Source organism: Psychroserpens sp. Hel_I_66 (genome assembly GCF_000799465.1).
GTDB lineage: Bacteria > Bacteroidota > Bacteroidia > Flavobacteriales > Flavobacteriaceae > Psychroserpens.
Window position 1 is genome coordinate 988401 of record NZ_JUGU01000001.1, and the last position, 24122, is coordinate 1012522.

Here is a 24122-nt window from a genome sequence, read left to right on the forward strand (position 1 = left end):
ATGACATTCAAAATTACTCACACTACAGAATATGTTTTTGATTCAGAAGTATTTATAGAACCTCATTATTTAAGATTTAGACCAGTAAGTACTTCTTTTATTAGTGTAAGCGATTTTTCAATAGAAATAGAACCAAAACCGGCAGGACATAAAGTAAATCGAGACTCTGAAAATAATGTAATCGATTTTTGCTGGTTTGAGGGATTAACCAAAAAATTAACAATTACTTCAAAAAGCACACTTCAAACGACAAGCTATAATCCATTTGATTTTATAATAGAACCACAGCAATATAATACAGTCCCTTTTGAATACAACCCACAGTTGAAGATATTGCTATCTTCAGCTTTGAAAACTGTTTCTATTTCAAAACATCTTTTGGTGTATTCAAATGATATTTTAGAAAAATCGAACTTCAATACCATTTCGTTTTTAAGCAATCTTACCAATAAACTGCACGATGATTTCACCGTAGAGTACAGAGAAGAAGGTGAGCCCTTAGATCCAGATAAAACATTTCAATTAAAAACAGGGTCTTGTCGTGATTTGGCCTGGATGCAAATACACATTCTTAGACATTTAGGATTTGCATCACGTTTTGTTAGCGGTTATTACTATTTTGATATGGAGAAACCAGCTTATGAACTTCACGCTTGGGTAGAAACTTATTTACCAGGAACTGGTTGGCTAGGTCTCGATCCAAGTCACGGTATATTTACAGGAAACACGCATTTCCCTATCGCTTCAAGCGCTTATTTTGAAAATACAATGCCTGTTTCTGGAGGAATAAGAGGTAGTGCAAATTCAAAATTAATTACTCAACTTTCTATTGAAAAATTATAAGTAAATAGTCGTAATTTGCCCTTTGCAAATAATCAATATGATAGATGAAAGTATTTGAATGTAACAATTGCAACCACGCAGTGTTTTTTGAAAACTATACGTGTGATAATTGTGGACATCTAACCGGTTACAGAGATAAAGATCGAAAAATGCTCACTTTTAACACTAAAAGTAAATCTCTAGTATCTGATAAAGAGCGTATTGCATATAAATATTGTAAAAATAAAACGTATAACGTTTGCAATTGGATTATTGAAGAAAACAGTCCCGAAGAGTACTGCAACGCTTGCCAATTAAATCGTACCATCCCAAATCTTACCGATGTCAACAATTTTCAAAATTGGAAAGACTTGGAGATCGCCAAACATAGATTGATTTATCAGCTTCAAAAAATTGGCTTACCACTGCCAAGCAAAATGAAATCTGAAGAAGGTTTATGCTTTGATTTTGTTGAGCAAGAACAAGACCCGAGCCTAATGACTGGTCATGCCAATGGTGTAATTACAATTTTACTGCGTGAGGCAGATTCTGTAAAAAGAGAACAAATGCGAAAGCAGTTTTTAGAATCGTATCGCACACTAGTTGGGCATTTAAGACATGAGGTTGGACATTACTTTTGGGATCGTTTGGTCAATACCAATCCACAGGTTTTAGATGAATTTAGAGCAATTTTTGGTGATGAAAGAGAAAATTATGGTGATGCATTGCAAGCTTATTACAAAAACGGAGCACCAAAAGATTGGCAAAAGTCATACATAAGTAAATATGCAACGTCACATGCCTGGGAAGATTGGGCAGAGACTTGGGCTCACTATTTGCATATCATGGATATGGTTGAAACCGCATATTTTTTTAGAATTAATGTGAAACCTTTAGGGATCAAACGCAGCACAAAAACTAAAGTGTCTTTAGACCCTTATACCATTAAAAATTTTGATGCAATTATTAAAAAATGTATGCCATTATCCTTTGCGGTCAATAGTATTAATCGAGCAATGGGAATTCCAGACGTATATCCGTTTGTGATTACACCAGCAGTGATTTCTAAAATGAAATTTATTCACAGCCTGTTGCTTTCAAAGCGTTAATTGGGTATTTTTTTCTTCGGAAATTTAGAAACTAAAAGATACTCAACTCAGAGTGAGTCGTCACTTCTTCCAATAGTCTCATGCCTCTAAAGGAATTTCCGTTAGGATTTAATTTCGGACTCCAAACCGCAATAGCATAATTATGAGGATATAGAGCTACAATACCACCACCAACACCACTTTTTCCTGGAAGGCCAACTTTGAAGGCAAATTCTCCGGACTCATCGTAAAACCCACAAGTAAGCATAAGTGCATTGATACGTTTACATTTGCTTTTTGAAATTATTTTTTTTCCGTCACTTATCTTAATTCCGCCATTTGCCAGAAATGTAAAGGTTTGAGATAGTTGTTGACACGTCATTTCTATTGAACACATATCAAAATAGAAATCAAGCACATCTACTGGTTCATTTTTGATATTTCCGAAGGATTTAATAAAATTACATAACGCAACGTTTCTATAACCAGTTGCTTTTTCAGAATCAGCTATCTCATCAGAATAATTAAGATCTGGAATATCACTCAAATCCCTAACAAACTCGAGAAACTCGATCTTAGCATTTTTACAATATGTTAATAAGATGTCGCAAATAACAATGGCTCCAGAATTTACAAAAGGATTTCGCGGAATACCTTTATAGGTTTCCAAAAGTAAAAGAGAGTCAAATTTTGTACCCGAGGGCTCCACATCAATACGCTGCCAAACCTTGTCACCAATGAGCTTGACCGCCAATGTTAATGATAATACCTTGGCAATACTTTGAATAGAGAATTTATCTTGATGATTACCCATCCCAAAATGAGTGCCATCAAGTGTCGTCATATGAACTCCAAGATTTGAAGGATTTACATTTGCTAATTCTGGGATATATGTTGCCAATTTACCAGAATTCTCTAGAGACTTGGTAAGGTTATAGGCATTTTCTATGATGTTTTTATAGGTAGTTTTCATGTATGGAATTAATGAAGTTTAATAGGTCTAAGTTAGGATTAAATTTGAACTTAGTGTATTATGATTTTTGAAAATAGCCTGCATCAACAAAAGACGATTATCTTTGCTGAAATCAATAATCCAAACCTACAGAAGATTAAACAAATAAAAAATGGCTAACGAGATTAAAAATCAGCGTGATATTTTAGATAAATTAGAAATTGAGTCTTTAAATCCTATGCAGGAAGAAGCCATTGCGGTTATAGAAAAATCTCCAAATACCATCATTTTGTCACCTACAGGAACAGGAAAAACCTTAGCATTCGCATTACCACTTTTAGATCTTTTAGATCCAGATGATACCAACATCCAAGCATTGATTATCGTACCATCACGAGAATTGGCAATCCAGATAGAACAAGTGATTCGTTCAATGGGCTCGGGCTACAAAGTGAATGCGGTTTATGGAGGCAAGCCAATGTCTAAAGATAAAATTGAGCTAAAACATAATCCAGCCATTTTAGTTGGTACACCAGGAAGAATTCTAGATCATTTTGATAATGAACGGTTTTCTAAAGCAGGCTTTAAAACGCTTATTTTAGATGAGTTTGATAAGTCTTTGGAGAATGGTTTTGAAGAAGAAATGAAAGCTATTCTATATTATCTTCCTAATTTAAGTAAGCGTATTTTAACCTCTGCAACACAAGCAGTTGATGTTCCTATATTTGTTGGATTGGACAACCCGAAAATTGTGAATTATCTTCACAAAAAAACTGAATCGCGATTGGCAATCAAAATAGTCATCTCACAAGATAAAAACAAACTGCACAGTCTCATAGAACTATTAAAGCACATTGGGAATGAGCCAGGAATTATATTCTGTAATTTTAGAGAAAGCATTGATGATGTAAGTGTTTTTCTTCGGAAAAATAATATTGTTCATGCTTGTTTTTCAGGAGGCATGGAGCAGAGAGATCGGGAACAGGCACTTATAAAATTCAGGAATGGAACAAGTCAGTTGCTCGTTGCTACAGATTTGGCTGCACGAGGTATAGACATTCCAGAAATGAAATTCATCATCCATTATGAATTACCTATTCACGAAGAAGAGTTCATTCATAGAAACGGAAGAACAGCTCGTGTAAATGCTACAGGTACTGCATACGTAATCAAATGGAAAGATCAACTGTTACCCGATTTTATTGAATACACAGAGCCCATTGGCATCTCGGAAAAAGCACCACATAAAAAGCAATATTGGGAAACCCTGTTCATTTCTGGAGGTAGACGAGATAAAATCTCAAAAGGCGATATCGCAGGTTTGTTTTTTAAACAAGGCGGACTAAAAAAGGAGCAGTTAGGCACCATTGAACTAAAACCCGATTGTGCTTATGTTGCAGTTCCATTGGCTTTGGCAGATCAATTGGTTGGGTCTTTAAATAATAGCAAATTGAAAAAGAAGAAGGTACGTATTTATGTGCTTTAGTTTTCTTTCTTCGGAAATATTGATGATTTAAACTCAACTAGTTATCACGCACCAAAGGTCCTAAAACCTCCCAAACCGTATTGGCTACAATCTTATGTCCTTTTTCTGTAGGGTGAATGCCATCATTTTGGTTAAGTTCTGCGATGCCACCAACATCTTTTAAAATAAACGGGATAAATTCTAAATCATTTTTTTCTGCTAATTCGGAATACATGTCCTTGAACTCTGTTGTGTAATCCTGTCCCATATTAGGAGGTAATTGCATACCAGCTAAAATTATTTTTGTGTCTTCACTTTTTTGCTTTACAACATCTATAATGGCTTGTAAATTAGCTCGTGTTTCAGATAATGCGACACCTCGCAATCCATCGTTCGCACCAAGTTCTAATAGAAAAATGGCGATATCTTGTTTTAAGATCCAATCGATTCTACTTTTTCCACCTGCAGTTGTTTCTCCGCTTAATCCAGAATTAATAACCGTATAATTCAAACCTAAAGCATCTATTTTCTCCTGAAGTAAAGCAGGATAAGCATCGTCGGTATCGTCTAAACCATAACCTGCAGTAATGCTATCTCCAAAACACAGAATGGTTTTGGTGGTTGTGCTTGCAGTTTCGGTTTGTTCTTTGTTTTCAGAATTATCTGCATTTTCAGTAGTTTCTGTTGTTTGTTTTGAATTCCCATTTCCGCAGGAAAACAGCAAAACCGCTAAAATAATATAACAAAACTTTAAGAATGTATCTCCAAATGAAGTCGGTAACTTTGCAGGAAATTGATTATGTTGAACCATAGATGTAAGCTGTCAAATTTATTTAAATGAATACACCAAAGATATTAAAGATTACTGGTTTAGAGAAAACTTATACCAGCGGTAACAAAGAATTAACGGTTTTAAAGGACATCTCGTTTGATGTAGATCGCGGACAAACATTCTCAATCGTTGGTCCATCTGGAAGCGGTAAAACAACCTTACTCGGCTTATGTGCTGGATTAGACGAACCAAATGCTGGGAGCGTAGAATTATGCGGTCAAGATTTAAGCTCATTAAATGAGGACCAGCGAGCACAATTACGAAACAAGGAAGTCGGTTTTATATTTCAGAATTTTCAATTATTGCCAACACTTACAGCTTTAGAAAACGTGAGTGTTCCATTAGAACTTCAAGGCGCTAAAGATGCAGTAAAACGCAGTTTAGAATTACTGGATAAAGTGGGCTTGGCAGATCGTGTGCATCATTATCCCTCACAATTATCTGGAGGTGAGCAACAACGTGTTGCATTAGCGAGAGCTTTTGCAAATAGACCATCCATTTTGTTTGCAGATGAGCCAACAGGAAACCTGGATGAAGAAACTGGCGAAAAGGTCATCAAATTATTGTTTGATCTTAATAAAGAAGCAGGTACAACTTTAGTTATTATTTCCCATGATTTAGATCTCGCGAACCGAACACAGCAAATACTGCGTTTAAAAGGCGGACAAATTTTAACCAATCAACCTACTTCCGTAGAATAATAAGAGTGTAAATTACTATGAATCAAACTACAAAATGGCTCTTCAAAATGGCTTGGCGTGATGCCAAAGCAAGTAAGGTGCGTTTGTTATTATTTATGAGTTCTATCGTTTTGGGTATCGCAGCTGTTGTATCCATTCAATTGTTTAGTACCAACTTAAAAGACAATATCCAGCGTCAATCTAAAGTGTTAATGGGTGCTGATTATATCATCGATTCTAGGCAAGAACCTACAGAACGTGCGCAACAGATTATTGACTCTCTTAAGCCAAATGCTCAAGAAGTGAATTTTGTTTCCATGATAGCGTTTCCAAAAAATGGCGGTACTAAATTAGTAAAGGTTAGAGGCATTGAAGGAGCTTTTCCTTTCTACGGAAAAATGAACACACAACCTGTCACAGCTGCAATGAGTTACCAAGACTTAGGTGGAGCGTTGGTTGATGCCACTTTATTACTTCAGTTTAATAATAAAGTAGGTGACTCTATTAAAATTGGTGAGCTGACTTTGCCTATTGTTGGTGCGTTAAAATCGATTCCTGGAAGCAATGCGATTTCCAGTTCTGTAGCACCTCCAATTGTGATTCCGTATCGATATATTGAAGATACAGAGCTTATACAATTTGGAAGCAGAAAGGAATATCAATATTTCTATAAAACGAGTAATGATTTTGATCTTGCTGCTTTTGAAGAGATAATGGAGCCTAAACTCGATTTGGAAAATGCCGATTTAGATACACATACGAGCACCAGCAGACGGTTGGGAAGACGCTATGAAAATGTAGGCAAATTTTTAAACTTAGCTGCTTTTATAGCCTTGTTATTGGGTTGTATTGGGATAGCGAGCTCTGTACATATTTATATCAAAGAAAAATTAAAGTCGATTGCAGTCTTAAAATGTATGGGAGCATCGAGAAAGCAAAGTTTCTTGATTTTTCTAATTCAAATTTCAGGGATTGGGATTGTTGGAGGTTTGATAGGTTCTCTTATTGGTATTGGTTTGCAAGAGTTATTTCCGTATCTATTACAATCGTTTTTACCGTTTACGGTTGAGATTAGTATTTCCTTTCTACCTGTTTTTGTTGGTGTACTTCTTGGTTTGTTCATGTCTGTATTATTCGCTTTACTGCCATTGATCAATACGTGGTACGTATCACCTTTGGAGGTTTTGCGTGTTGGTGAAAGTACGTCAAGAAGCTCAAAAAGAGCGCAGTTTATAGTTGGTGGCGCTATTTTAATATTTCTACTAGTGTTTTCTTACACATTGTTAGAAGATTTAAAATATGCTTTAGGATTTGTATTGGCGACATCTGTAACCTTCGGTATTTTAGCGGGAATTGCGTTGTTATCAATGAAATTCATCCGCAGATTTTTCCCAAAACGTTTTGGCTTTGCTGCTCGCCTAAGTTTGTTAAATTTATTCAGACCCAACAATCAAACCGTTGTATTGGTTGTTGCCATTGGCTTAGGGACATTTTTAATCAGTACTTTGTATTTCACAAAAGATATTTTATTATCTAAAACTGAAGTTGCACAAACAGCAGATTCTGCGAACATCATAATTCTGGATGTGCAAACAGATCAAAGAGAAGCTGTCGAAAAGCAAATACAACATCTTGAATTACCGGTTTTGGATAATATCCCAATTGTGACCATGCGCATTCACAGTATTAAAAATCAATTTGTCAACAACATACGTCAAGATTCTACACGACAAATTAGAGGTTGGGTTTTGAATCATGAATTTAGAACTACGTATCGCGATCATCTCACAACTTCCGAAGAAATTACAGCAGGAGAATGGACACCAGAGGCAAATACAAATGGAGCAATTCCCATTTCGTTATCAGATAATTTAGCGTCTGATGCTAAATTGAATGTTGGAGACGAGATCGTTTTTAATGTGCAAGGCGTACTTATGGAAACCAAAGTGGGAAGCATTAGGGCAGTGGATTGGGCGCAAATAAAACCTAATTTCACGGTACTTTTTCCAAAAGGTGTTTTAGAGCAAGCGCCACAATTTAATGTTATTTCCACAGCAGTTCCAAATGAAAAAGAATCGGCAAAATTACAACGTGAATTGGTTTCTAACTTTCCAAATGTTACTGTGATTGACTTAAGACAAGTGTATACGGTTGTCGAGGATATTTTAGATAAAGTCTCATGGATCATCAATTTCATGGCGTTTTTTAGCATTCTCACAGGTATTATAGTGTTAATTGGATCTGTAAGAACCAGCAAATACCAACGCATCAAGGAATGTGTGCTTTTGCGAACATTAGGAGCACAAAACAAACAGATTTTAAAAATCTCTGCTCTAGAATACCTCTTTTTGGGCGTACTTGGCAGTTTGGTTGGGATTCTACTGGCTTTAATTGGCAGTCTAGGTTTGGCACTTTTAGTTTTCAACGAACCTTTTGTGCCATCCATAATTCCTTTTTTGGTGTTTCTACCAGGCATTAGTTTGCTGGTTGTCATTATTGGATTGAGCAACATTCAAACCGTTTTGCGAAGTTCTCCTTTAGAGGTTTTGAGACGAGAAGGGTAGTGGCTTAAATAATTTTATAGATATTCTTTCTTCGGAAATGTGCAAGATTTCAAACCTGAACATCATTGAATTTTAATGGTAATCACTGTAAGACTTGGTTTCCAATTTCCGAAGGAAACAACCTAAAGTTGAGCCTCATTAAAATAGTTTGATTTTTAGTCTAAAAGTATAGTTGTTCATTTAATAATACATCGTACTTTCGCGCGCTCAAAATAGATTGGAAATGAAACGCATAAATCAATATAAAAAACTCTTTGGAGTTGAAAACGACATCGAATTGAAAACGCTTAAAAAGAGTTATCGTGATTTGGTGAAGGAATGGCATCCTGATAAATTTCAAAACGGACACGAACTACAGGAAGAGGCTGAAATTCAAAGCAGGCAAATTATTGATGGTTACCATTTTTTGGTGAGTATCGCTCCCGAAACGATTGCTGCAAACCTTGAGGCCTACACCGAAACGATTACCAATTCTGGTATTGCCGATTACCAGCATAAGGGATTATTACTGGAAATCACTTTTATGGATGGTTCTGTTTACGAATATTTTGGGGTGACCAAACAAGTATTTATCAAAATGATCAATAGCGGTAAAATCAACAGGTTTGCAAAGCGTGCCATTTACCCTAATTACGTTTATCGTCAATCGAAAAAAGTATTGTAAATAGGAGAGTGGCTGCTTTTATTTAGAGATTTTTTATCGACTTATAAAAGGCGTTCTTCGATTTCCAACCAAGTGGATACTCTTTCATATCCGGAATCATTTATATTATGAGGGGATGTGAACAGTAGGGTTTCTCCTATGAAATTCTCTAAATTATACGTTCGGTCATCAATCAATACATCACCTCTCAAGATGAATTTATGACCGCACATAATGCGATGTTGCCAGTCTATAAACGGAAAGTGTTCATCCAACCATTCGCTCTTTTCTTTTAGTGAATCTGGAAATTGTGTAGCTGCGGTTGCGATATACACGTCGTGCTTGTCACATAATTTTCGCATCACCTCAATACTATCTTTTATAGGCTCCAAATCACGGAAAAAACCAAGTTGGTTAACGTGATCTCTAATACTTCCTTGATACGTTTCTGGTACATTTTGCCACACCTCACCAGACGTGATGTGACTTAATGATAGTTCTTTTTTATGTTCTTGGTTATATAACTCAATGTGTTTGCCATATGTGTCTGCCAACACATCGTCCATATCTACAAATATTGTCATTGTTTTCTTTTTTGCGAAGTACTTAATAATTGAGTCAATAGCCAAAAAGTGACGTGATATTTAATATTTATTTAATGTTTTGAGATCTTCTGACATTTTTATAATTCACAAAACCTCAAACTATATAAAATAAAAAGCCCGAAACTTTAAATTTTACGGGCTTTAGAAATGATATTATTTTTAGTCTATTTTAAACTATCCAAAAGCATTTCAGCAACTTTCTCTGATGATGCTGGGTTTTGTCCGGTAATAAGATTTCCATCTTTTAGAGCATAAACCGCCCAATCTTCTTTTTTAGAATAGATGCCTCCATTGTTTTTAAGCATATCTTCTACCAAAAAAGGAACAACATCTTTTAGACCGACTGCTTCTTCTTCAGAATTTGTAAATCCAGTTACTTTTTTACCTTTCACTAATGGATTACCATCTGTGTCTTTCACATTTTTCAATGCTGCTGGTGCATGACACACAAAAGCAACTGGTTTATTTTGTCTATTGAAATTCTCAATAAGAGCAATAGATTTTGAATCTTCTGCCAAATCCCATAACGGACCGTGACCACCTGGATAAAATACTGCATCAAAATCGTCTGGATTCATATTTGCAAGAACTTTTGTGTTTTCAATACGTTTTTGAGCTTCTTCGTCTTTGTCAAAACGTTTTGTAGCGTCTGTAGCTGCATCTGGTGAATCGCTACTTGGGTCAATTGGTGCTTTACCACCTTTTGGTGTTGCAATAGTGATATGTGCGCCTTTATCTAAAAGTGTGTAATACGGGTTTGCGAATTCCTCTACCCAAAATCCTGTTTTTTTGCCTGTATCTCCTAGTTTGTCGTGAGATGTTAGTACGAATAATACGTTCATTGTTTTATGTTTTTTTGTTTGTTTTTCTTCTTCTGAAATTATTTCAGAAGGGATAATCTCTTTTTTATTATTACAAGAGTAGTTAAACCTTAACTACCATTTTTCCTTTGTTTTTTCCGTCGAATAAATCAATAAATGCCTGCGGAATATTCTCAAATCCCTCAACAATAGTTTCAGAATAAGTTAGTTTTCCATCTCCAAGCCATGTGGATAGTTGTTTGATGGCATCTGGAAATTTATCTTCAAAATTAGAAACAATAAATCCTTGCATCAATGCGCTGTTCTTAATTAAAAACGGACGAACACTAACACTAGTTGGAACCTCTGTATTATTGTAAACCGCAATGGCACCACAATTAATTGTTCTCGCAAATTTGTTGATGTTGAATAATACAGCATCAGAAATTTCACCTCCAACATTGTCAAAATAGACATCAACACCATTTGGTGCTGCTTCTTTTATGGCAGCTTTCATATCGTTAGTTGTTTTGTAATTGATACCTGCATCAAAGCCAAATTTAGATTTTAGCATGTCTATTTTTTCATCTGTTCCTGCAATGCCAATGACTCTTAATCCAAGAATTTTTCCAATTTGTCCAACAACACTACCCACAGCTCCTGCAGCACCAGAGACCACTAATGTTTCTCCTTCTTTGGGCTTTCCAATTTCGGTTAAACCTAAATAGGCTGTTAAACCTGTCATACCTAAAATACCCAAATAGGCACTTAAATCTGCTTTTGATGGATCTACTTTATGAAGTTCTTCACCTTTTGAAACTTGTTTTGTTTTCCAATCTAATCTTCCAGATACGTAATCACCTTCACTGAATTTTTCATTTTTAGATTCAATTACTTTAGCGATAATACCAGAATGAATAGGTTTATCCAATTCAAAAGGTTCCACATACGATTTTGCGTCGCTCATTCTTCCTCTTAAATAAGGATCTACTGAAACGTAAAGCGTTTCTAAGAGCATTTCACCGTCTGTAATTGTAAGCTCTTTATCTTCTTTTATGAATTCAAAATCTGAAATTGAGGGCTTTCCTTTTGGTCTATGTTTTAATAAAATAGTATGTATCATGTGTTTGATTTTAATTTTTTCCTAACGTATTAATTTGTTGTGAAGTCACGACAACCGCATTTTTTTCTTTTGTATTGGCTAAATAAATCATGGTATTGGCTATAGTTTCTGCCTCATTGATTTTGTAGGCCCTAAGTGGTCCAAAAAATAATGGCTGAACTAATTTTAAAACCGATAAACCAATCTTTTCCAACGTTCTTTTTTCGTCTCTATCACCACCAATTAGTGATGGTCTTAAAATATAAGTGAATTCAATAAGTTCATCCAAAACACCTTCTTCCATTTGACCTTTGATTTTAGTGTAAAACGTGCTACTTGATGCGTCAGCTCCTAAAGCAGATATTACTAGAAAGGTGTGTATTCCATTTTTTTTAGCAAGCGCTGCAGCAGCTACAGGAATCCCACAATCAATCTTTTTGTAAAGTTCTTTATTTGGAGTTTTTGCTTTGGTTGTGCCTATACAGCAAAACACTTCATCTGCAGTAAATTCATCTTTAAATTGCTCAATATTTAAAAGGTCTCCTATGTACTGTGATACTTTAGGATATACATCTTTAATTTTAGACCTTGAAAACAGTTTTATAGAACTGTAACGGTCGTCAACACTTAGTTTTTTTAGCACACAGCTTCCCGTAAGTCCTGTGGCTCCTAATATAATTGCTGTTTTGTTCATATAAATTTATACTCTAGCATTACTAAATAGTACAAAGAAGCTATATCCTTTTTAAGGCATCAAAGAAATAGAGGTAGATTAATAGGTAAATGAAATGCTATAAACTGAAACATATAAAAATAACGTTAAGACAATTTAAAAGCAACCAAAAGTTATAATGAATAAAGGGAATTAAAAGATATTGTATCTTAATTCCCTTTAGTATCATGATTCCTTCAGTTGGCATTATCCTACGAAGTTCAATGGGTATATTTTCAGCTGTTTAACTTAAGCACCCCAATCTTGATATTTAAAGATAGTTATAAATCACAAAATAGTAAAATCTTTAACAAATCTTTGGCATTCGAGAAATTATAGGTTACACTATTTATCAAAATAATATGCATAAAGATTATAAATGGCCAATGTCTCTTTTCTTAATGACTTCCGAAATTTTAATACTTTAAAATGATTTCCATTTTAAAAATTTGACATGTAATTATAAAGTATATTTGCCCAGATTTAAATCATCTATATTAAAATAGATAGTGTTAAACCAAATATGCAAAAGCCAACGACTAAAACCTTAATTATCATAGCTTTTGTTGCTATTTACTTAATTTGGGGTTCTACGTATTTACTTAATAAAATCTCGGTTACTGAGTTACCACCATTATTTTTGGCTGCAGTTAGATTTTCTATTGCAAGTGTTTTAATTTTTGGTATTGCAAAATCCCTTAAGTACAGTCTTAAGATCACAAAAAAGCAACTGCTAAATTCTACGTTAGTTGGGTTTTTATTTTTAGTGTATGGAAATGGTGTTTTCGTTTGGGCATTAAAATATGTAGATAGTGGGTTTGGTGCCTTACTGGCATCAACACAGCCACTATTTGTGCTATTGCTTATGCGATTGATGGATAATAAAAAGATGAAACCGAAATCACTAATTGGTGTTGCCCTTGGCGTTGTTGGAATGTACCTATTGGTAAGCCAGCAAGAATTAGTAACAAATGAAGAAACACTTTTAGGTATATTTATGATTTTCACTTGTGTATTGGGCTGGAGCTTTGCTAGCGTTTTTGTTGCCAAAGCAGATGTACCAAAAAATTACCTGGTGAGTACTGGGTATCAAATGGCAATTGCCAGTATTTTATTGGCTATAACGAGTTTATCTTTAGGCGAGGAGTGGAGTTCGCCTTCAACCTGGAGCCCTAAAGTACAATTGGCTATGTTGGCTTTAATTACTTTTGGGAGCATTGGCGCATTTACCGCCTTTAATTATCTTTTAAAGCAAGTTTCTACGGAAAAAGTTTCAACATCAGCCTACGTGAATCCCATTGTAGCGATGATTTTGGGATGGTATGTGTTGGATGAGACTTTAAGCACACAGTCTATTGTTGCTGCTGCTGTTTTATTGACTGGTGTCTATTTTATAACCTCTCGAAAAAGGGATATCCCAAAATAATAAATTTGATTTTGTAGATATAAAAAAGCCAACACATTTTATAATGCATCAGCTTTTTCTTGTAAATTTTGGCTAAATTATTTCAATTCAGTTATTAAATCTTCAGTTGGTTTTCTAACCTTGACCAAATCGACTAACCAATCGTCTTCTGGTGCTCTGTAACCTATTGGCAGTAAAACAGCACTTCGCAATCCTTTCTCTCTTAATTCTAAAATCTCATCTACTTTATCTGCGCTAAAACCTTCCATAGGTGTGCAATCTACTTTTTCGTAAGCTGCTGCGACCATTGCCATACCTAAAGCAATATACGCTTGCTTTGAAGCATGTTTAAAGTTCTCTTCTGGGTCTTGCTGTGGATATGTATTTAATAGTTGTTGCCTATAATTCTCCCAGCCTTCGTTTTTAAAACCTCGAATCTCATTGGTCAAATCAAACATATAATTGATCCGGTCTTTGGTGTAATGATCCCAAGCTGCAAAAACGAGTAAATGCGAACACTCAGTAACAACAGATTGATCCCATGCGACAGGTCTAATTTTTTCTTTTAGTTCCTGGTTTGTAATCACCATTATTTCAAATGGCTGCAATCCGCTTGAAGTAGGAGCCAAACGTGCAGCTTCAATAATGTTATCAATCTTATCTTGAGATACTGCTTGACCATTCATCGCTTTTGCAGCATATCTCCAATGTAGTTTATCTAATAATTCCATATCTTTTGTTTTGTACTCAAAAGTATGATAATTCAAGACTTGCAATTATATTTTATGATAGAGATTTGATCCTCATTGATAGATATTTTCAATGATTGATCCCGATAACTATCGGGATCGAAAAAATAAAAAATTAAGATTTAATTCTTAAGGGCTTTAACTTGATCAAGCCAAAAGCATCCAAGATCTTAATGATCACATAAGTGACATCAATTTCATACCATTTTACACCAAAATTAGCTCTGCTGGCATGCTTATGATGATTATTGTGATAACCTTCACCCATCATTAAAAAGTCAAAACGAAATAAATTTTTACTTGTATTTTTCATCTTAAAATTCACATAACCGTAAATATGACCAAACCAATTAATAATTACACCATGAATAGGAGCCATTAAAAAAGTGATAGGTAATAATAGCCATTGCCACCATGCGGTTACAAAAAAGGCGAAGAATAAAATGTAGCCTGTTATCCAGAGTACTCTTGAAATTCGTGAACTTGCAAAAAGGTCAAAGCCTTTCCATTGCGGGACATTCTTGGTAAAACGCTCATCAACAGGGATACGTTGTTTATTGATGTCTTGATAAATATTTTTGGTTTTCCACATCATTGCAAACACATTTGGATCGTGGGAAGGTGAATGAGGATCATCCTCTGTATCTGTGTAAGCGTGGTGCATGCGATGCATAATTCCGTAGCCATAAGCACTCAAATAACTTGAGCCTTGAAAAATCCAGGTGAGTATAAATGTGATGCGCTCCATGGTTTTAGACATTGTAAAAACCTGATGCGCTGCGTAGCGATGTAAAAAGAAAGACTGAAAAAACAGACCTCCATACCAAAGCACTAAAACGAAAATGATAATTGTCATAGCTTTTTTTACAAAAGTAAATGCATAATACGTGCCAAACAATGAACCCAAATCAATTAAAGACTTAAGGTTTTCTTAAAATTCTAACTATTAAATACGTTTTCGTATTCTGCTCAACGCTTGTGCTGTCACGCCAATATAAGAGCTAATATATTTTAGCGGAATGATTTTAAGTAGCTCTGGACGCTCCTTAAATAGTTTTAAATAACGTTCTTCCGCAGAAAGATTAAGAAGGTTTTGCTCGCGTTTCGATTTGATTAAAAACAAACGTTCCGCAGTTAGTCTGCCAATGAGATTACCGATTTTGGTTTGTTCGTAAACATCTTGCAAGTCTTGGTATGTGATGCTTAAAAGGGTAGTCTCAGAGAGTGCTTGCAAATTATAGGCAGACGGTGTTTGGGTTAAAAACGAATCGTAGGCACTTATAAATTGGTTTTTAAAACTAAAACCAAATGTGATTTCCTTTTCGGGATCATCTTTAGGAATGTATAAGCGAACCACACCAGATTCAATAAATGAAATGTGACGTTCTATGTCATCAGATTTTAAGAATATGGTTTTCTTCGGAATGACTTGAAGTTTTAATTTAGACGTGAAAAACGCCCAGTCCTTTTCAGAAATGTTAGCTATTTGATCTAGATAGGCTTTGATTTGTTTCACGAATTGTAATGGATTATAATGGCTTTGCGAAGATAAAATTTCATAAAAAAATAAAAAAATTACGCCCAAGATTTGTTTAACCTTGGGCGAATTATTCTTATTTATTTTTTTGATGGATCTATGGCATCAGATTTTAGGTCATATTGTGTTTCTTGATAGCTTTTACATTTCTCAACAAAATCATTTGGTAAAATTGTTCTAAAATCATGAGAATCCTGTGGGATTACCTCAATCATTCTATCTATCATTTCTTTAGGATCAAATTGATGTTCTGCCATAAATTTAGCTGCTTCTTCAATTTTCTTTAATGGTGTAAAATGAAGATTTTCATCAAACCATTGTGCATAATTATCATACATTCTATCATTAAAACCTGTGTCATAAGGACCCGGATTTATGGTAGCTACCGTAAGACCCATAGGTGTTAACTCATCACGCAAAGATTGAACTATTGCTTCAAGTGCATGTTTTGATGCGTTATATGCACCTAAATATGGTGATGTTGTCAATCCAGCTACAGAAGACACAAACACTAATTTTCCAGTACCTCTATCTACCATCTTTCTAATAAATGGCTGAGAGAATTCTAATGCTGAAAACACATTCGTTTCCATCACTTCTCGAACGAGTCCCACAGGCATTTCAGATACAGGTCCAGAATGTCCTATGCCAGCATTGTTAACTAAGATATCAATATCATATTGCCAAGCCTTTTGGCAATCCATTAGATCTAAAATGTCTAGTTTAATAATTTCCAAATTATCTTCTACGCCAGCCTTTTTTGCATCTTCCAATAATCTGGATTTCTGTTCCCATTTATGAACACCTGCAATGACTTTATGGTTTTTAGCTGCGAGACCTAATGCTGTTCCTTTTCCAAGTCCTGAACCAGCACCTGTTATCAATATTGTTTTTTTGCTCATCTTTTTGGTTTTTTATAAAGGTAAGCTTAAACTCAAATGTTGTTTAACCCGAACACATAATTAAATAGCGTTAAAGAGATAAAACTAAAGGTTAGGATTCAATATGTTAATATTTAGCTAATTGATCTTTTCTTATCGTTATTCATAATTGTTAATTGTATTTTTAATTCATTATTTAATCTAAACTAAAACATTAAAATTTATGAATATTACATTAGCACAAGCACAGAAAGTAGTTGAGAAAGCATTAAACAAATCAAAAGAAATCAATACAAAAATGAATATTTCTGTGGTAGATACTGGAGCCAACCAAGTAGCATTTGCTCGTATGGACGGTGCATGGTTGGGAAGTGCAGATATCGCGCTAAAAAAAGCAAAAACTGCTTGTTTCTTTTCTATGCCAACAGGAGAAATAGGAAAACTTTCACAACCTGGAGCATCTTTGTTTAATATTGAGCATTCTAACGGTGGATTGATTTCATTTCCTGGAGGAATACCATTAAAAAATTCTGAAGGAAACATCATTGGAGCAATTGGTGTAAGCGGTAGCTCTGTAGAAGATGACCATACGGTTGCTGAAGCTGGAACAAAAGCAATTTAAGCAAGACGTTATAGTTCTTTAAAAAAAGCACACTTTACAATGCGTTTAATATGTCAGATTTATTTTGACCTATTGAGCGCATTTTTAGTTGTGGTTAGAAAAGATTTTAAGACTAAAGTTTTTTATTAAAAAGCGCAAATCCTTATATAAAAAACTCTAAATTTTATGAAGTTAAATTTTTAAAATAATAATATGACAACTGGACTAGTTTGGTTTAAGAATGATTTGAGATTACATGATAATGAAGCACTTTGCCAAGCTATTGCAAATTGTGATACATTGATTCTTTGTTATTGTATTGATCCAGATTTTTTCAAATTTCTGGACCTAGGCTTTAGAAAATCTGGTATAAACAGATTTAAATTTTTAGAACAGTCTTTGTTGAATTTACAAGAAAAATTAGGAGCTATAGGTGGTCATTTAATAATTTGTAATGGTAAAACTGAAATTGAGTTATCCAAATTGATTAGAAAATTTTCAATAACTCAAGTATATGCAGAACAGGAATATGCCGATGAAGAATTAGAACGCATAAAAAACGTGGAAACACATTGTAGTAATGTGTCATTTAATTTTTATTGGGGAAAAACCTTGTACCACATTGATGATATTCCATTTAAAATCAATAAAATACCATTGACGAGTAAGGCTTATCGAATTCCAACTTCAGAAAAAAGCAATCCAAGAGCAACGTTTGAGAGCCCTTTAAAAATTAACGGTCACGATAAAGCTAAAAACAGTAACATGCCAGATTATAGCTTATTTGGATTTACTGAAAAAGACTATGATAATACTCAACCTTATGTAAGTGGTAGTGAAGATGAGGGTTTGAAAAGATTACAGTTTTACACTTTTGAATCACAACAATTAACTGGATACCGATGGACCAGAAACAGGAGTCTTGGTATGGATTATAGTTCTAAACTCTCACCATATTTAGCTTTAGGGTGTTTGTCACCAAGAGAAATTTACCGAGTAGTAAAAAATTATGAAATAACAATCAAAAAAAATCAAAGTACGTGGTGGCTTATATTTGAACTCGTATGGCGTGATTATTTTACATTTAAAAGTATGCGGATTGGACATAAGATTTTTCATACCAAAGGCTTTAAAAATAAATCAATAGCATTTGAAAATAATCTTGAAAAATTTAAAAGTTGGCAGAATGGAAAAACAGGAATTCCATTTATTGATGCTCATATGCGACAATTAAATGCAACTGGATTTATGAGTAACAGAGGTAGGGTAAATTGTTCAAGTTACTTTGTACACGATTTAAAAATAGACTGGACTTGGGGAGCAGCTTATTTTGAGAGCAAACTTATAGATTATGATGTAAGTTCCAATTGGTTAAATTGGCATGTTCAAGCTTATGAAATTTGGTATACCAACCCGGTTAATCAATCTCATAAATATAAATCCCAGGAATTTATAAGAAAATGGATCCCAGAGTTGGAAAAACTTAACGATAGGGATATTTTAACACCTTGGTTGGTTGATGGCATAGATTATCCAAAACCTTTTGAGATATTTTCTAAATGGTCACGTTCAATAAATAAAATTCTAAAGGAAGTTGAAATTTAATTTTTTCTGAAAAAGTAAATCTATTTAGAAGCATTTTTTAGAGCCTTTAATTCTACACCAAGTTCATTGAACATCTTCATTATACTACTCAATTTTAACTCTTCCTCACTATATTCTTGTGTATTTATACTACATGTAAATTCCCAAAGTTCTAAAACTTCATCAATAGGAACACTGTAATCGTTATAGATTTTATTATCAGATTTTAACAATAGGGAATTGTCGATATCAATATTGTTAACAACCCTTTTATAGACCATACCATCGTTTAAAGTAAGCAGTACATAGGTTTTTCCTGTTTTGATATCCATTCTATCCTCAACAAAGCGCCCAATAACCAAGGCACCATCTTTCATTGGTAACATAGAATCTCCCTTAATTGGAAAAGCCCTGTGTTTTCCTGTCGGTAAAAATGGCAATTTTATTTTTTGAAGTTGCTCAATATATTCTGGATCATCATAACCAGACAGATAACCCGCAGATGCCTTTATTGGAACTATTTCTATTAGATTTTCATTATCGATATCAACAGTTATTGGAAATAATATACGTTGATTGCCTAATTCAATAAAAGATTGTCCTTTTAATTTAGTTAAGTCATTTTTTAGAATAACATCAACTGGAACTTTAAAATAGTTGGATAGAGCCAAAAGCATTTTAACATTTGGTTCTGTTCTATTAGATTCGTGAGCAGCTATTCTAGAGCGACTTACCTTTAACTCTTCAGCCAAACTCTCCTGAGATAGATTTTTAAGCTCTCTTAGGTATTTGATATTTTTTGAAAAATTCTTCATAATGTTTCAAAATTAAACAATCATTGTTTGATTTTCAAACTATATTTGTAGAATGCAAAAAACAATATTACATCTGGATTTGGATACTTTTTTTGTTTCCTGTGAAAGACTAATGGATAGTAGTTTACAAAATAGACCGTTATTAGTTGGTGGCACAGGAGATAGAGGAGTGGTTGCTGCTTGTAGTTATGAAACGAGGTCTTTTGGTATTCACTCTGGAATGTCAATGAAACTTGCAAGACGTTTGTGTCCTGAGGCTGTTGTAATTAAAGGTAATTCTGGCATCTATACCAAATACTCACATTTGGTAACAGAAATCATAAAAGATAAGGTCCCTGTTTTTGAAAAGGCTAGTGTAGATGAATTTTATGCAGATCTAACAGGAATGGATAAGTTTCACGGGACATATAAATATGCGTCTGAGTTAAGACAAAAAATCATAAAGGATTGTGGTCTCCCAATATCATTTGGTTTATCTGGAAATAAAATTGTCTCTAAAGTAGCAACTGGTGAAGCTAAACCAAATAATCAACTAAAAATAGATACTGGTTTTGAGAAATCTTTTTTAGCACCTTTATCAATTCGTAAAATACCTTCGGTTGGAAAAAAGACCTATCATATTCTTAGAAATTTGGGAGTAGATAAAGTTAAGATCGTTCAGCAAATGCCAGTAGAAATGATGGCTAGTGCATTAGGTGCAAATGGCATTACAATTTGGAAAAGAGCCCAAGGGATCGATAATCCGCCTTTGATACCTTTTCATGAAAGAAAATCGATTTCTACAGAGCGTACTTTCAGTAAAGATACTATTGATGTTTCACAATTAAGAACGACCATTTTTGCCATGGCAGAAAATCTAGCTTATCAATTAAGAAGAGCAGATAAATTAGCAGGAACACTTAGTATAAAAATTAGATATTCAGATTTTAACACATACAGTAAACAAATAAAAATTACATATTCTAGTGCAGATCATATCATCATCCCAACCGCATTGGAGTTATTTGAAAAGCTTTACAATCGCAGGTTATTGGTAAGATTAATTGGCGTTAAAATGAATGATATAGTTAGTGGCAACTACCAAATAAATTTATTTGATGATACTGAAGAAATGCTCAATCTGTATAAGGCTATGGACATAGTGCGAGAAAAATACGGAGAACTTAGTATAATGAGAGCTTCTTCTATAGGAGCTAAAACAATAGGCAGATTTCAAAATCCTTTTAATGGAGAGCCTCCAATTTTATTAGCACACAGAAAACAATAATGTATTTAAATTGTCATACATATTACTCGCTTCGTTACGGTACATTTTCTGAAATTGAATTATTAAAACTAGCAAAAGAAAACGGTATATCATCTTTGGCGTTAACAGATATTAATAACACTTCAGCTTGCCTCAACTTTATAAGACAATCTAAGATATATGATATTAAGCCTATTATAGGTGTAGATTTCAGAAATGGTGCAAAGCAAAAATTTGTTGCTATTGCAAAAAATAACAGCGGATTTTTTGAGTTAAACAAACTATTATCCTATCACTTAGAAAACAAAATCCAGATTACTGATAGAGCACCAAAACTTTCAAATGCATTCATAATTTATCCTTTTGAAACTGTATTGGAGCAAGAGATGTCATTTTTCAATGAAAATGAGTTCATTGGTATTTCTGTTGAAGAAATTAGAAAACTTCGCTTCTCCAAATTAAAAGACCTTGAGCATAAATTGGTGATACAGCAAACGGTTACCATAAGAAACAAAAGAGATTTTAACGCACATAGATTATTAAGGGCAATTGATAATAATTGTTTATTGAGTAAACTTGATCCATCTCAAGAATGCAGTCAACATGAGAAAATGCTCTCAAAAAAAGAAATCGAACTTGCATTTAATGAGTTTCCAAAGATTTTGGAAAACACAAATAGATTGATGGATGATTGTAAAATCAGTTTCGGGTTCGGTAACGAAAGGTCCTCTCAAAACCTGCATCTATATACCAAATCTTTTGATGATGATTATAAATTATTAGAAAGACTCTGTAAAGAAGGTTTGCCAAAACGTTATGCCAATCCAACCGATAAGGTGTACCAACGTGTAAAAAGAGAATTGGAAACTATAAAATCATTAGACTTTGTAAGTTTCTTTTTGATTAATTATGACATTATATCTTATGCAAAGCGAAATAATTATTTCCATGTGGGTCGTGGTAGCGGTGCAAATAGTATTGTTGCCTATATTATTGGGATTACAGATGTAGATCCCATAGAGTTGGATTTGTATTTTGAGAGGTTCATAAATCCATTTAGAGCTTCACCGCCAGATTTTGATATTGATTTTTCTTGGAAAGATAGAAATGATGTTACGCAATATATATTTGATAGATTTGAAAATACAGCGCTCTTAGCAACCTATAATACTTTTAAATATAAAGCTGTAGTTAGGGAATTAGGTAAAGTTTTTGGTTTGCCCAAAGAGGAAATAGACAAATTGAGTAAAGGAAATTTATCCTTTAATCAATTAGATGACGTTGGTCAATTGGTTATAAAATACGGAAAACTAATTGATGGCTTTCCAAATTATATCAGTGTACATTCCGCAGGAATATTAATTTTAGACAAACCTATTCATAATTATTCTGCAACCTTTCTGCCACCAAAAGGATTTCCAACAGTTCAATTTGATATGATTATTGCAGAAGATGTTGGCGTTTTTAAATTTGATATTTTAGGACAAAGAGGTTTAGCCAAAATCAAAGACACATTGCAAATCATTGCAGAGAATAGACCAGAATTACCTCCTGTTGATATACATGATATAGAACGGTTCAAAAAAGATATAAAAATCAATAACTTACTCAAAAGTGGCGGAGCAATAGGAGCTTATTATGTTGAATCTCCTGCCATGCGAGGTTTGATGACAAAACTCCAAACACAAGACTATTTAGGTTTGGTGGCTGCCAGCTCCATTATAAGACCAGGAGTTTCAGGTTCTGGCATGAAGGAAGAGTATATAAAAAGACACCGGTTTCCTGAACACAGAAAAAACGCACACCCTATTCTTTTAGAAATTATGCCAGACACCTACGGTGTGATGGTTTACCAGGAAGATGTTTTAAAAGTAGCAAACCAGTTTGCAGATTTAACCTTGGGTGAAGCAGATATTTTACGTCGAGGGATGAGCGGAAAATTTCGTTCGAGAGAGGAATTTCTGGGCGTTGAGAAAAAGTTCATCTCCAATTGTAGGAGCAAAGGCTATTCCGATGAATTGATTTTTGAGGTTTGGAACCAGATAAAAAGTTTTGCAGGTTATGCTTTTGCGAAAGGTCATTCGGCCTCATATGCTGTCGAGAGTTATCAAAGTCTATTTTTAAAATGCTATTTTCCTTTAGAATTTATGGTTGCTGTTTTAAATAATGGTGGCGGATTTTATAGTGCAGAACATTATATCCATGAAGCCAGAATGCAAGGAGGTAACATTAAATTACCATGTATAAATCATAGCGACCATCCCAATAGACTATTAGGAAAGACTATTTATTTAGGTTTTGGGTATCTACGGAATTTAGAAAAATTTGTAGTTCAAAGAATACTAAGTGAGCGTCAATTAAATGGTGATTATTTGTCTTTAGAAGATTTTATAGACCGTATAAACATTAGCGTTGAGCAATTATCAATATTAATAAGAATAGGATGTTTTAGGTTTACTAAAAAATCAAAATCAGAGTTATTATGGCATGCATTATTCAAACTTAATGCAACTAATACCATTACCAAGCACCCTAAATTATTCAAACCTGTCCACAAACATTTTGAGTTACCTGTCTTGGCATCTAATCCAATTGAAAATGCTTTTGATGAGCTAGAGTTATTAGGCTTTCCTTTATGTGGTTATTTTAACCTGGTTGATGAACCATTAACAAACGATATTTTATCAGACGAGATGTCTAATTACGTCAATAAAGAAGTCATGATGTATGGTAATTTGATTAATACAAGACATAATACGACATTACGAGGCAAATTGATGCGGTTAAGTACGTTTGTTGATAAAAACGGAAAATATTTTGACGCTGTACACTTCACAGATGTCGTTCATAAATATCCAATAAACGGACTGGGCATCTATAAGTGTCTTGGTATGATTACAGAGAAATTTGGGTTCTGTAGCATGATCGTTTCAAAAAGCAGAAAAGTAAAGATCAAATCCAATCCAAGAATTTCAGATTAAGATAATTTCAAATTCTTTTTTCAACATAAATTCAAAACCAAAACTTACATTCAAATCC

Annotated in this window: 22 protein-coding genes and 1 riboswitch; of the genes, 11 read left to right on the forward strand and 11 right to left on the reverse strand. The window is 34.0% G+C overall.

Features of this window, described 5'->3' with window-relative positions:
• Both GQ40_RS04500 and GQ40_RS04505 read left to right on the forward strand, forming a co-directional pair.
• Entirely contained in the window at window positions 1-843 is an 843-nt protein-coding gene (locus tag GQ40_RS04500; RefSeq protein ID WP_047546132.1) for a transglutaminase N-terminal domain-containing protein, read from the forward strand.
• A 44-nt stretch (window positions 844-887) separates the two neighbouring features.
• Window positions 888-1931, forward strand: coding sequence for a putative zinc-binding metallopeptidase (locus GQ40_RS04505; RefSeq protein ID WP_047546134.1), 1044 nt, complete (start codon window positions 888-890; stop codon window positions 1929-1931).
• A gap of 31 nt (window positions 1932-1962) precedes the next feature.
• On the opposite strand, the gene GQ40_RS04510 is transcribed toward GQ40_RS04505, so the two are convergent.
• Window positions 1963-2883 carry a glutaminase gene (locus GQ40_RS04510; protein ID WP_047546136.1) on the reverse strand — a complete coding sequence of 307 codons (921 nt, stop codon included), beginning with the start codon at window positions 2881-2883 and terminating at the stop codon, window positions 1963-1965.
• Between the two features lie 151 nt (window positions 2884-3034).
• Between GQ40_RS04510 and GQ40_RS04515 the strand changes: the two genes are divergently transcribed.
• Window positions 3035-4348 carry a DEAD/DEAH box helicase gene (locus GQ40_RS04515; RefSeq protein ID WP_047546138.1) on the forward strand — a complete coding sequence of 438 codons (1314 nt, stop codon included), beginning with the start codon at window positions 3035-3037 and terminating at the stop codon, window positions 4346-4348.
• A gap of 37 nt (window positions 4349-4385) precedes the next feature.
• Here GQ40_RS04515 and GQ40_RS04520 read toward each other — a convergent pair whose 3' ends face one another.
• The gene (locus tag GQ40_RS04520; RefSeq protein WP_047546140.1) at window positions 4386-5138 is read right to left on the reverse strand and encodes an arylesterase; all 753 of its coding nucleotides are present in this window, start codon (window positions 5136-5138) and stop codon (window positions 4386-4388) included.
• 26 nt (window positions 5139-5164) lie between these two features.
• Here GQ40_RS04520 and GQ40_RS04525 point away from each other — a divergent pair, with 26 nt between their 5' ends.
• The 3 genes from GQ40_RS04525 to GQ40_RS04535 all read left to right on the forward strand — a co-directional run bounded on the left by GQ40_RS04525 (window position 5165) and on the right by GQ40_RS04535 (window position 9067).
• Window positions 5165-5860 (forward strand): ABC transporter ATP-binding protein, encoded by a 696-nt coding sequence (locus GQ40_RS04525; protein WP_047546142.1) that lies wholly within the window; start codon window positions 5165-5167, stop codon window positions 5858-5860.
• Between the two features lie 47 nt (window positions 5861-5907).
• Window positions 5908-8403 (forward strand): ABC transporter permease, encoded by a 2496-nt coding sequence (locus GQ40_RS04530; protein ID WP_047551444.1) that lies wholly within the window; start codon window positions 5908-5910, stop codon window positions 8401-8403.
• A 223-nt stretch (window positions 8404-8626) separates the two neighbouring features.
• Window positions 8627-9067: a KTSC domain-containing protein gene (locus GQ40_RS04535; protein ID WP_047546144.1), complete on the forward strand. Its 441-nt coding sequence runs from the start codon at window positions 8627-8629 to the stop codon at window positions 9065-9067.
• Between the two features lie 41 nt (window positions 9068-9108).
• On the opposite strand, the gene GQ40_RS04540 is transcribed toward GQ40_RS04535, so the two are convergent.
• From GQ40_RS04540 to GQ40_RS04555, 4 genes are all read right to left on the reverse strand, one after another.
• A complete protein-coding gene (locus GQ40_RS04540) occupies window positions 9109-9630 on the reverse strand; it encodes a 5' nucleotidase, NT5C type (protein WP_047546146.1) in 522 nt (173 codons plus the stop codon).
• 185 nt (window positions 9631-9815) lie between these two features.
• A complete protein-coding gene (locus GQ40_RS04545; RefSeq protein WP_047546148.1) occupies window positions 9816-10493 on the reverse strand; it encodes a type 1 glutamine amidotransferase domain-containing protein in 678 nt (225 codons plus the stop codon).
• An 82-nt stretch (window positions 10494-10575) separates the two neighbouring features.
• Window positions 10576-11574, reverse strand: a complete 999-nt coding sequence (locus tag GQ40_RS04550) for an NADP-dependent oxidoreductase (protein WP_047546150.1) — start codon at window positions 11572-11574, stop codon at window positions 10576-10578.
• Window positions 11575-11584: 10 nt separating this feature from the next.
• On the reverse strand, window positions 11585-12247 hold the full coding sequence (locus GQ40_RS04555) for an NAD(P)H-binding protein (protein ID WP_047546152.1): 663 nt from the start codon (window positions 12245-12247) through the stop codon (window positions 11585-11587).
• A 194-nt stretch (window positions 12248-12441) separates the two neighbouring features.
• A riboswitch (TPP riboswitch) is annotated at window positions 12442-12536 on the reverse strand.
• Window positions 12537-12788: 252 nt separating this feature from the next.
• On the opposite strand from GQ40_RS04555, the gene GQ40_RS04560 reads away from it, so the two are divergent.
• Window positions 12789-13691, forward strand: a complete 903-nt coding sequence (locus tag GQ40_RS04560; RefSeq protein WP_047546153.1) for an EamA family transporter — start codon at window positions 12789-12791, stop codon at window positions 13689-13691.
• A gap of 77 nt (window positions 13692-13768) precedes the next feature.
• Here GQ40_RS04560 and GQ40_RS04565 read toward each other — a convergent pair whose 3' ends face one another.
• The 4 genes from GQ40_RS04565 to GQ40_RS04580 form a co-directional block, all read right to left on the reverse strand.
• Window positions 13769-14401 (reverse strand): NAD(P)H-dependent oxidoreductase, encoded by a 633-nt coding sequence (locus GQ40_RS04565; protein ID WP_047546155.1) that lies wholly within the window; start codon window positions 14399-14401, stop codon window positions 13769-13771.
• A 133-nt stretch (window positions 14402-14534) separates the two neighbouring features.
• Window positions 14535-15275 (reverse strand): acyl-CoA desaturase, encoded by a 741-nt coding sequence (locus GQ40_RS04570; RefSeq protein ID WP_047551447.1) that lies wholly within the window; start codon window positions 15273-15275, stop codon window positions 14535-14537.
• A 90-nt stretch (window positions 15276-15365) separates the two neighbouring features.
• Window positions 15366-15935 carry a Crp/Fnr family transcriptional regulator gene (locus GQ40_RS04575; RefSeq protein WP_047551455.1) on the reverse strand — a complete coding sequence of 190 codons (570 nt, stop codon included), beginning with the start codon at window positions 15933-15935 and terminating at the stop codon, window positions 15366-15368.
• Between the two features lie 101 nt (window positions 15936-16036).
• Window positions 16037-16858 carry an SDR family oxidoreductase gene (locus GQ40_RS04580; protein WP_047546157.1) on the reverse strand — a complete coding sequence of 274 codons (822 nt, stop codon included), beginning with the start codon at window positions 16856-16858 and terminating at the stop codon, window positions 16037-16039.
• Window positions 16859-17060: 202 nt separating this feature from the next.
• Here GQ40_RS04580 and GQ40_RS04585 point away from each other — a divergent pair, with 202 nt between their 5' ends.
• Together GQ40_RS04585 and GQ40_RS04590 are read left to right on the forward strand one after the other, a co-directional pair.
• Window positions 17061-17459 carry a GlcG/HbpS family heme-binding protein gene (locus tag GQ40_RS04585; RefSeq protein WP_047546159.1) on the forward strand — a complete coding sequence of 133 codons (399 nt, stop codon included), beginning with the start codon at window positions 17061-17063 and terminating at the stop codon, window positions 17457-17459.
• A 192-nt stretch (window positions 17460-17651) separates the two neighbouring features.
• Window positions 17652-19043 (forward strand): DASH family cryptochrome, encoded by a 1392-nt coding sequence (locus GQ40_RS04590; protein WP_047546161.1) that lies wholly within the window; start codon window positions 17652-17654, stop codon window positions 19041-19043.
• Window positions 19044-19063: 20 nt separating this feature from the next.
• Here GQ40_RS04590 and GQ40_RS04595 read toward each other — a convergent pair whose 3' ends face one another.
• Window positions 19064-19837: a LexA family transcriptional regulator gene (locus tag GQ40_RS04595; protein WP_047546162.1), complete on the reverse strand. Its 774-nt coding sequence runs from the start codon at window positions 19835-19837 to the stop codon at window positions 19064-19066.
• 52 nt (window positions 19838-19889) lie between these two features.
• On the opposite strand from GQ40_RS04595, the gene dinB reads away from it, so the two are divergent.
• Window positions 19890-21104 carry a DNA polymerase IV gene (gene dinB / locus GQ40_RS04600; RefSeq protein ID WP_047546164.1) on the forward strand — a complete coding sequence of 405 codons (1215 nt, stop codon included), beginning with the start codon at window positions 19890-19892 and terminating at the stop codon, window positions 21102-21104.
• Window positions 21104-24064 (forward strand): DNA polymerase III subunit alpha, encoded by a 2961-nt coding sequence (locus tag GQ40_RS04605; RefSeq protein WP_047546166.1) that lies wholly within the window; start codon window positions 21104-21106, stop codon window positions 24062-24064. The genes dinB and GQ40_RS04605 overlap by 1 nt, the downstream gene beginning before the upstream one ends.
• The last annotated feature ends 58 nt before the right edge of the window (window positions 24065-24122 follow it).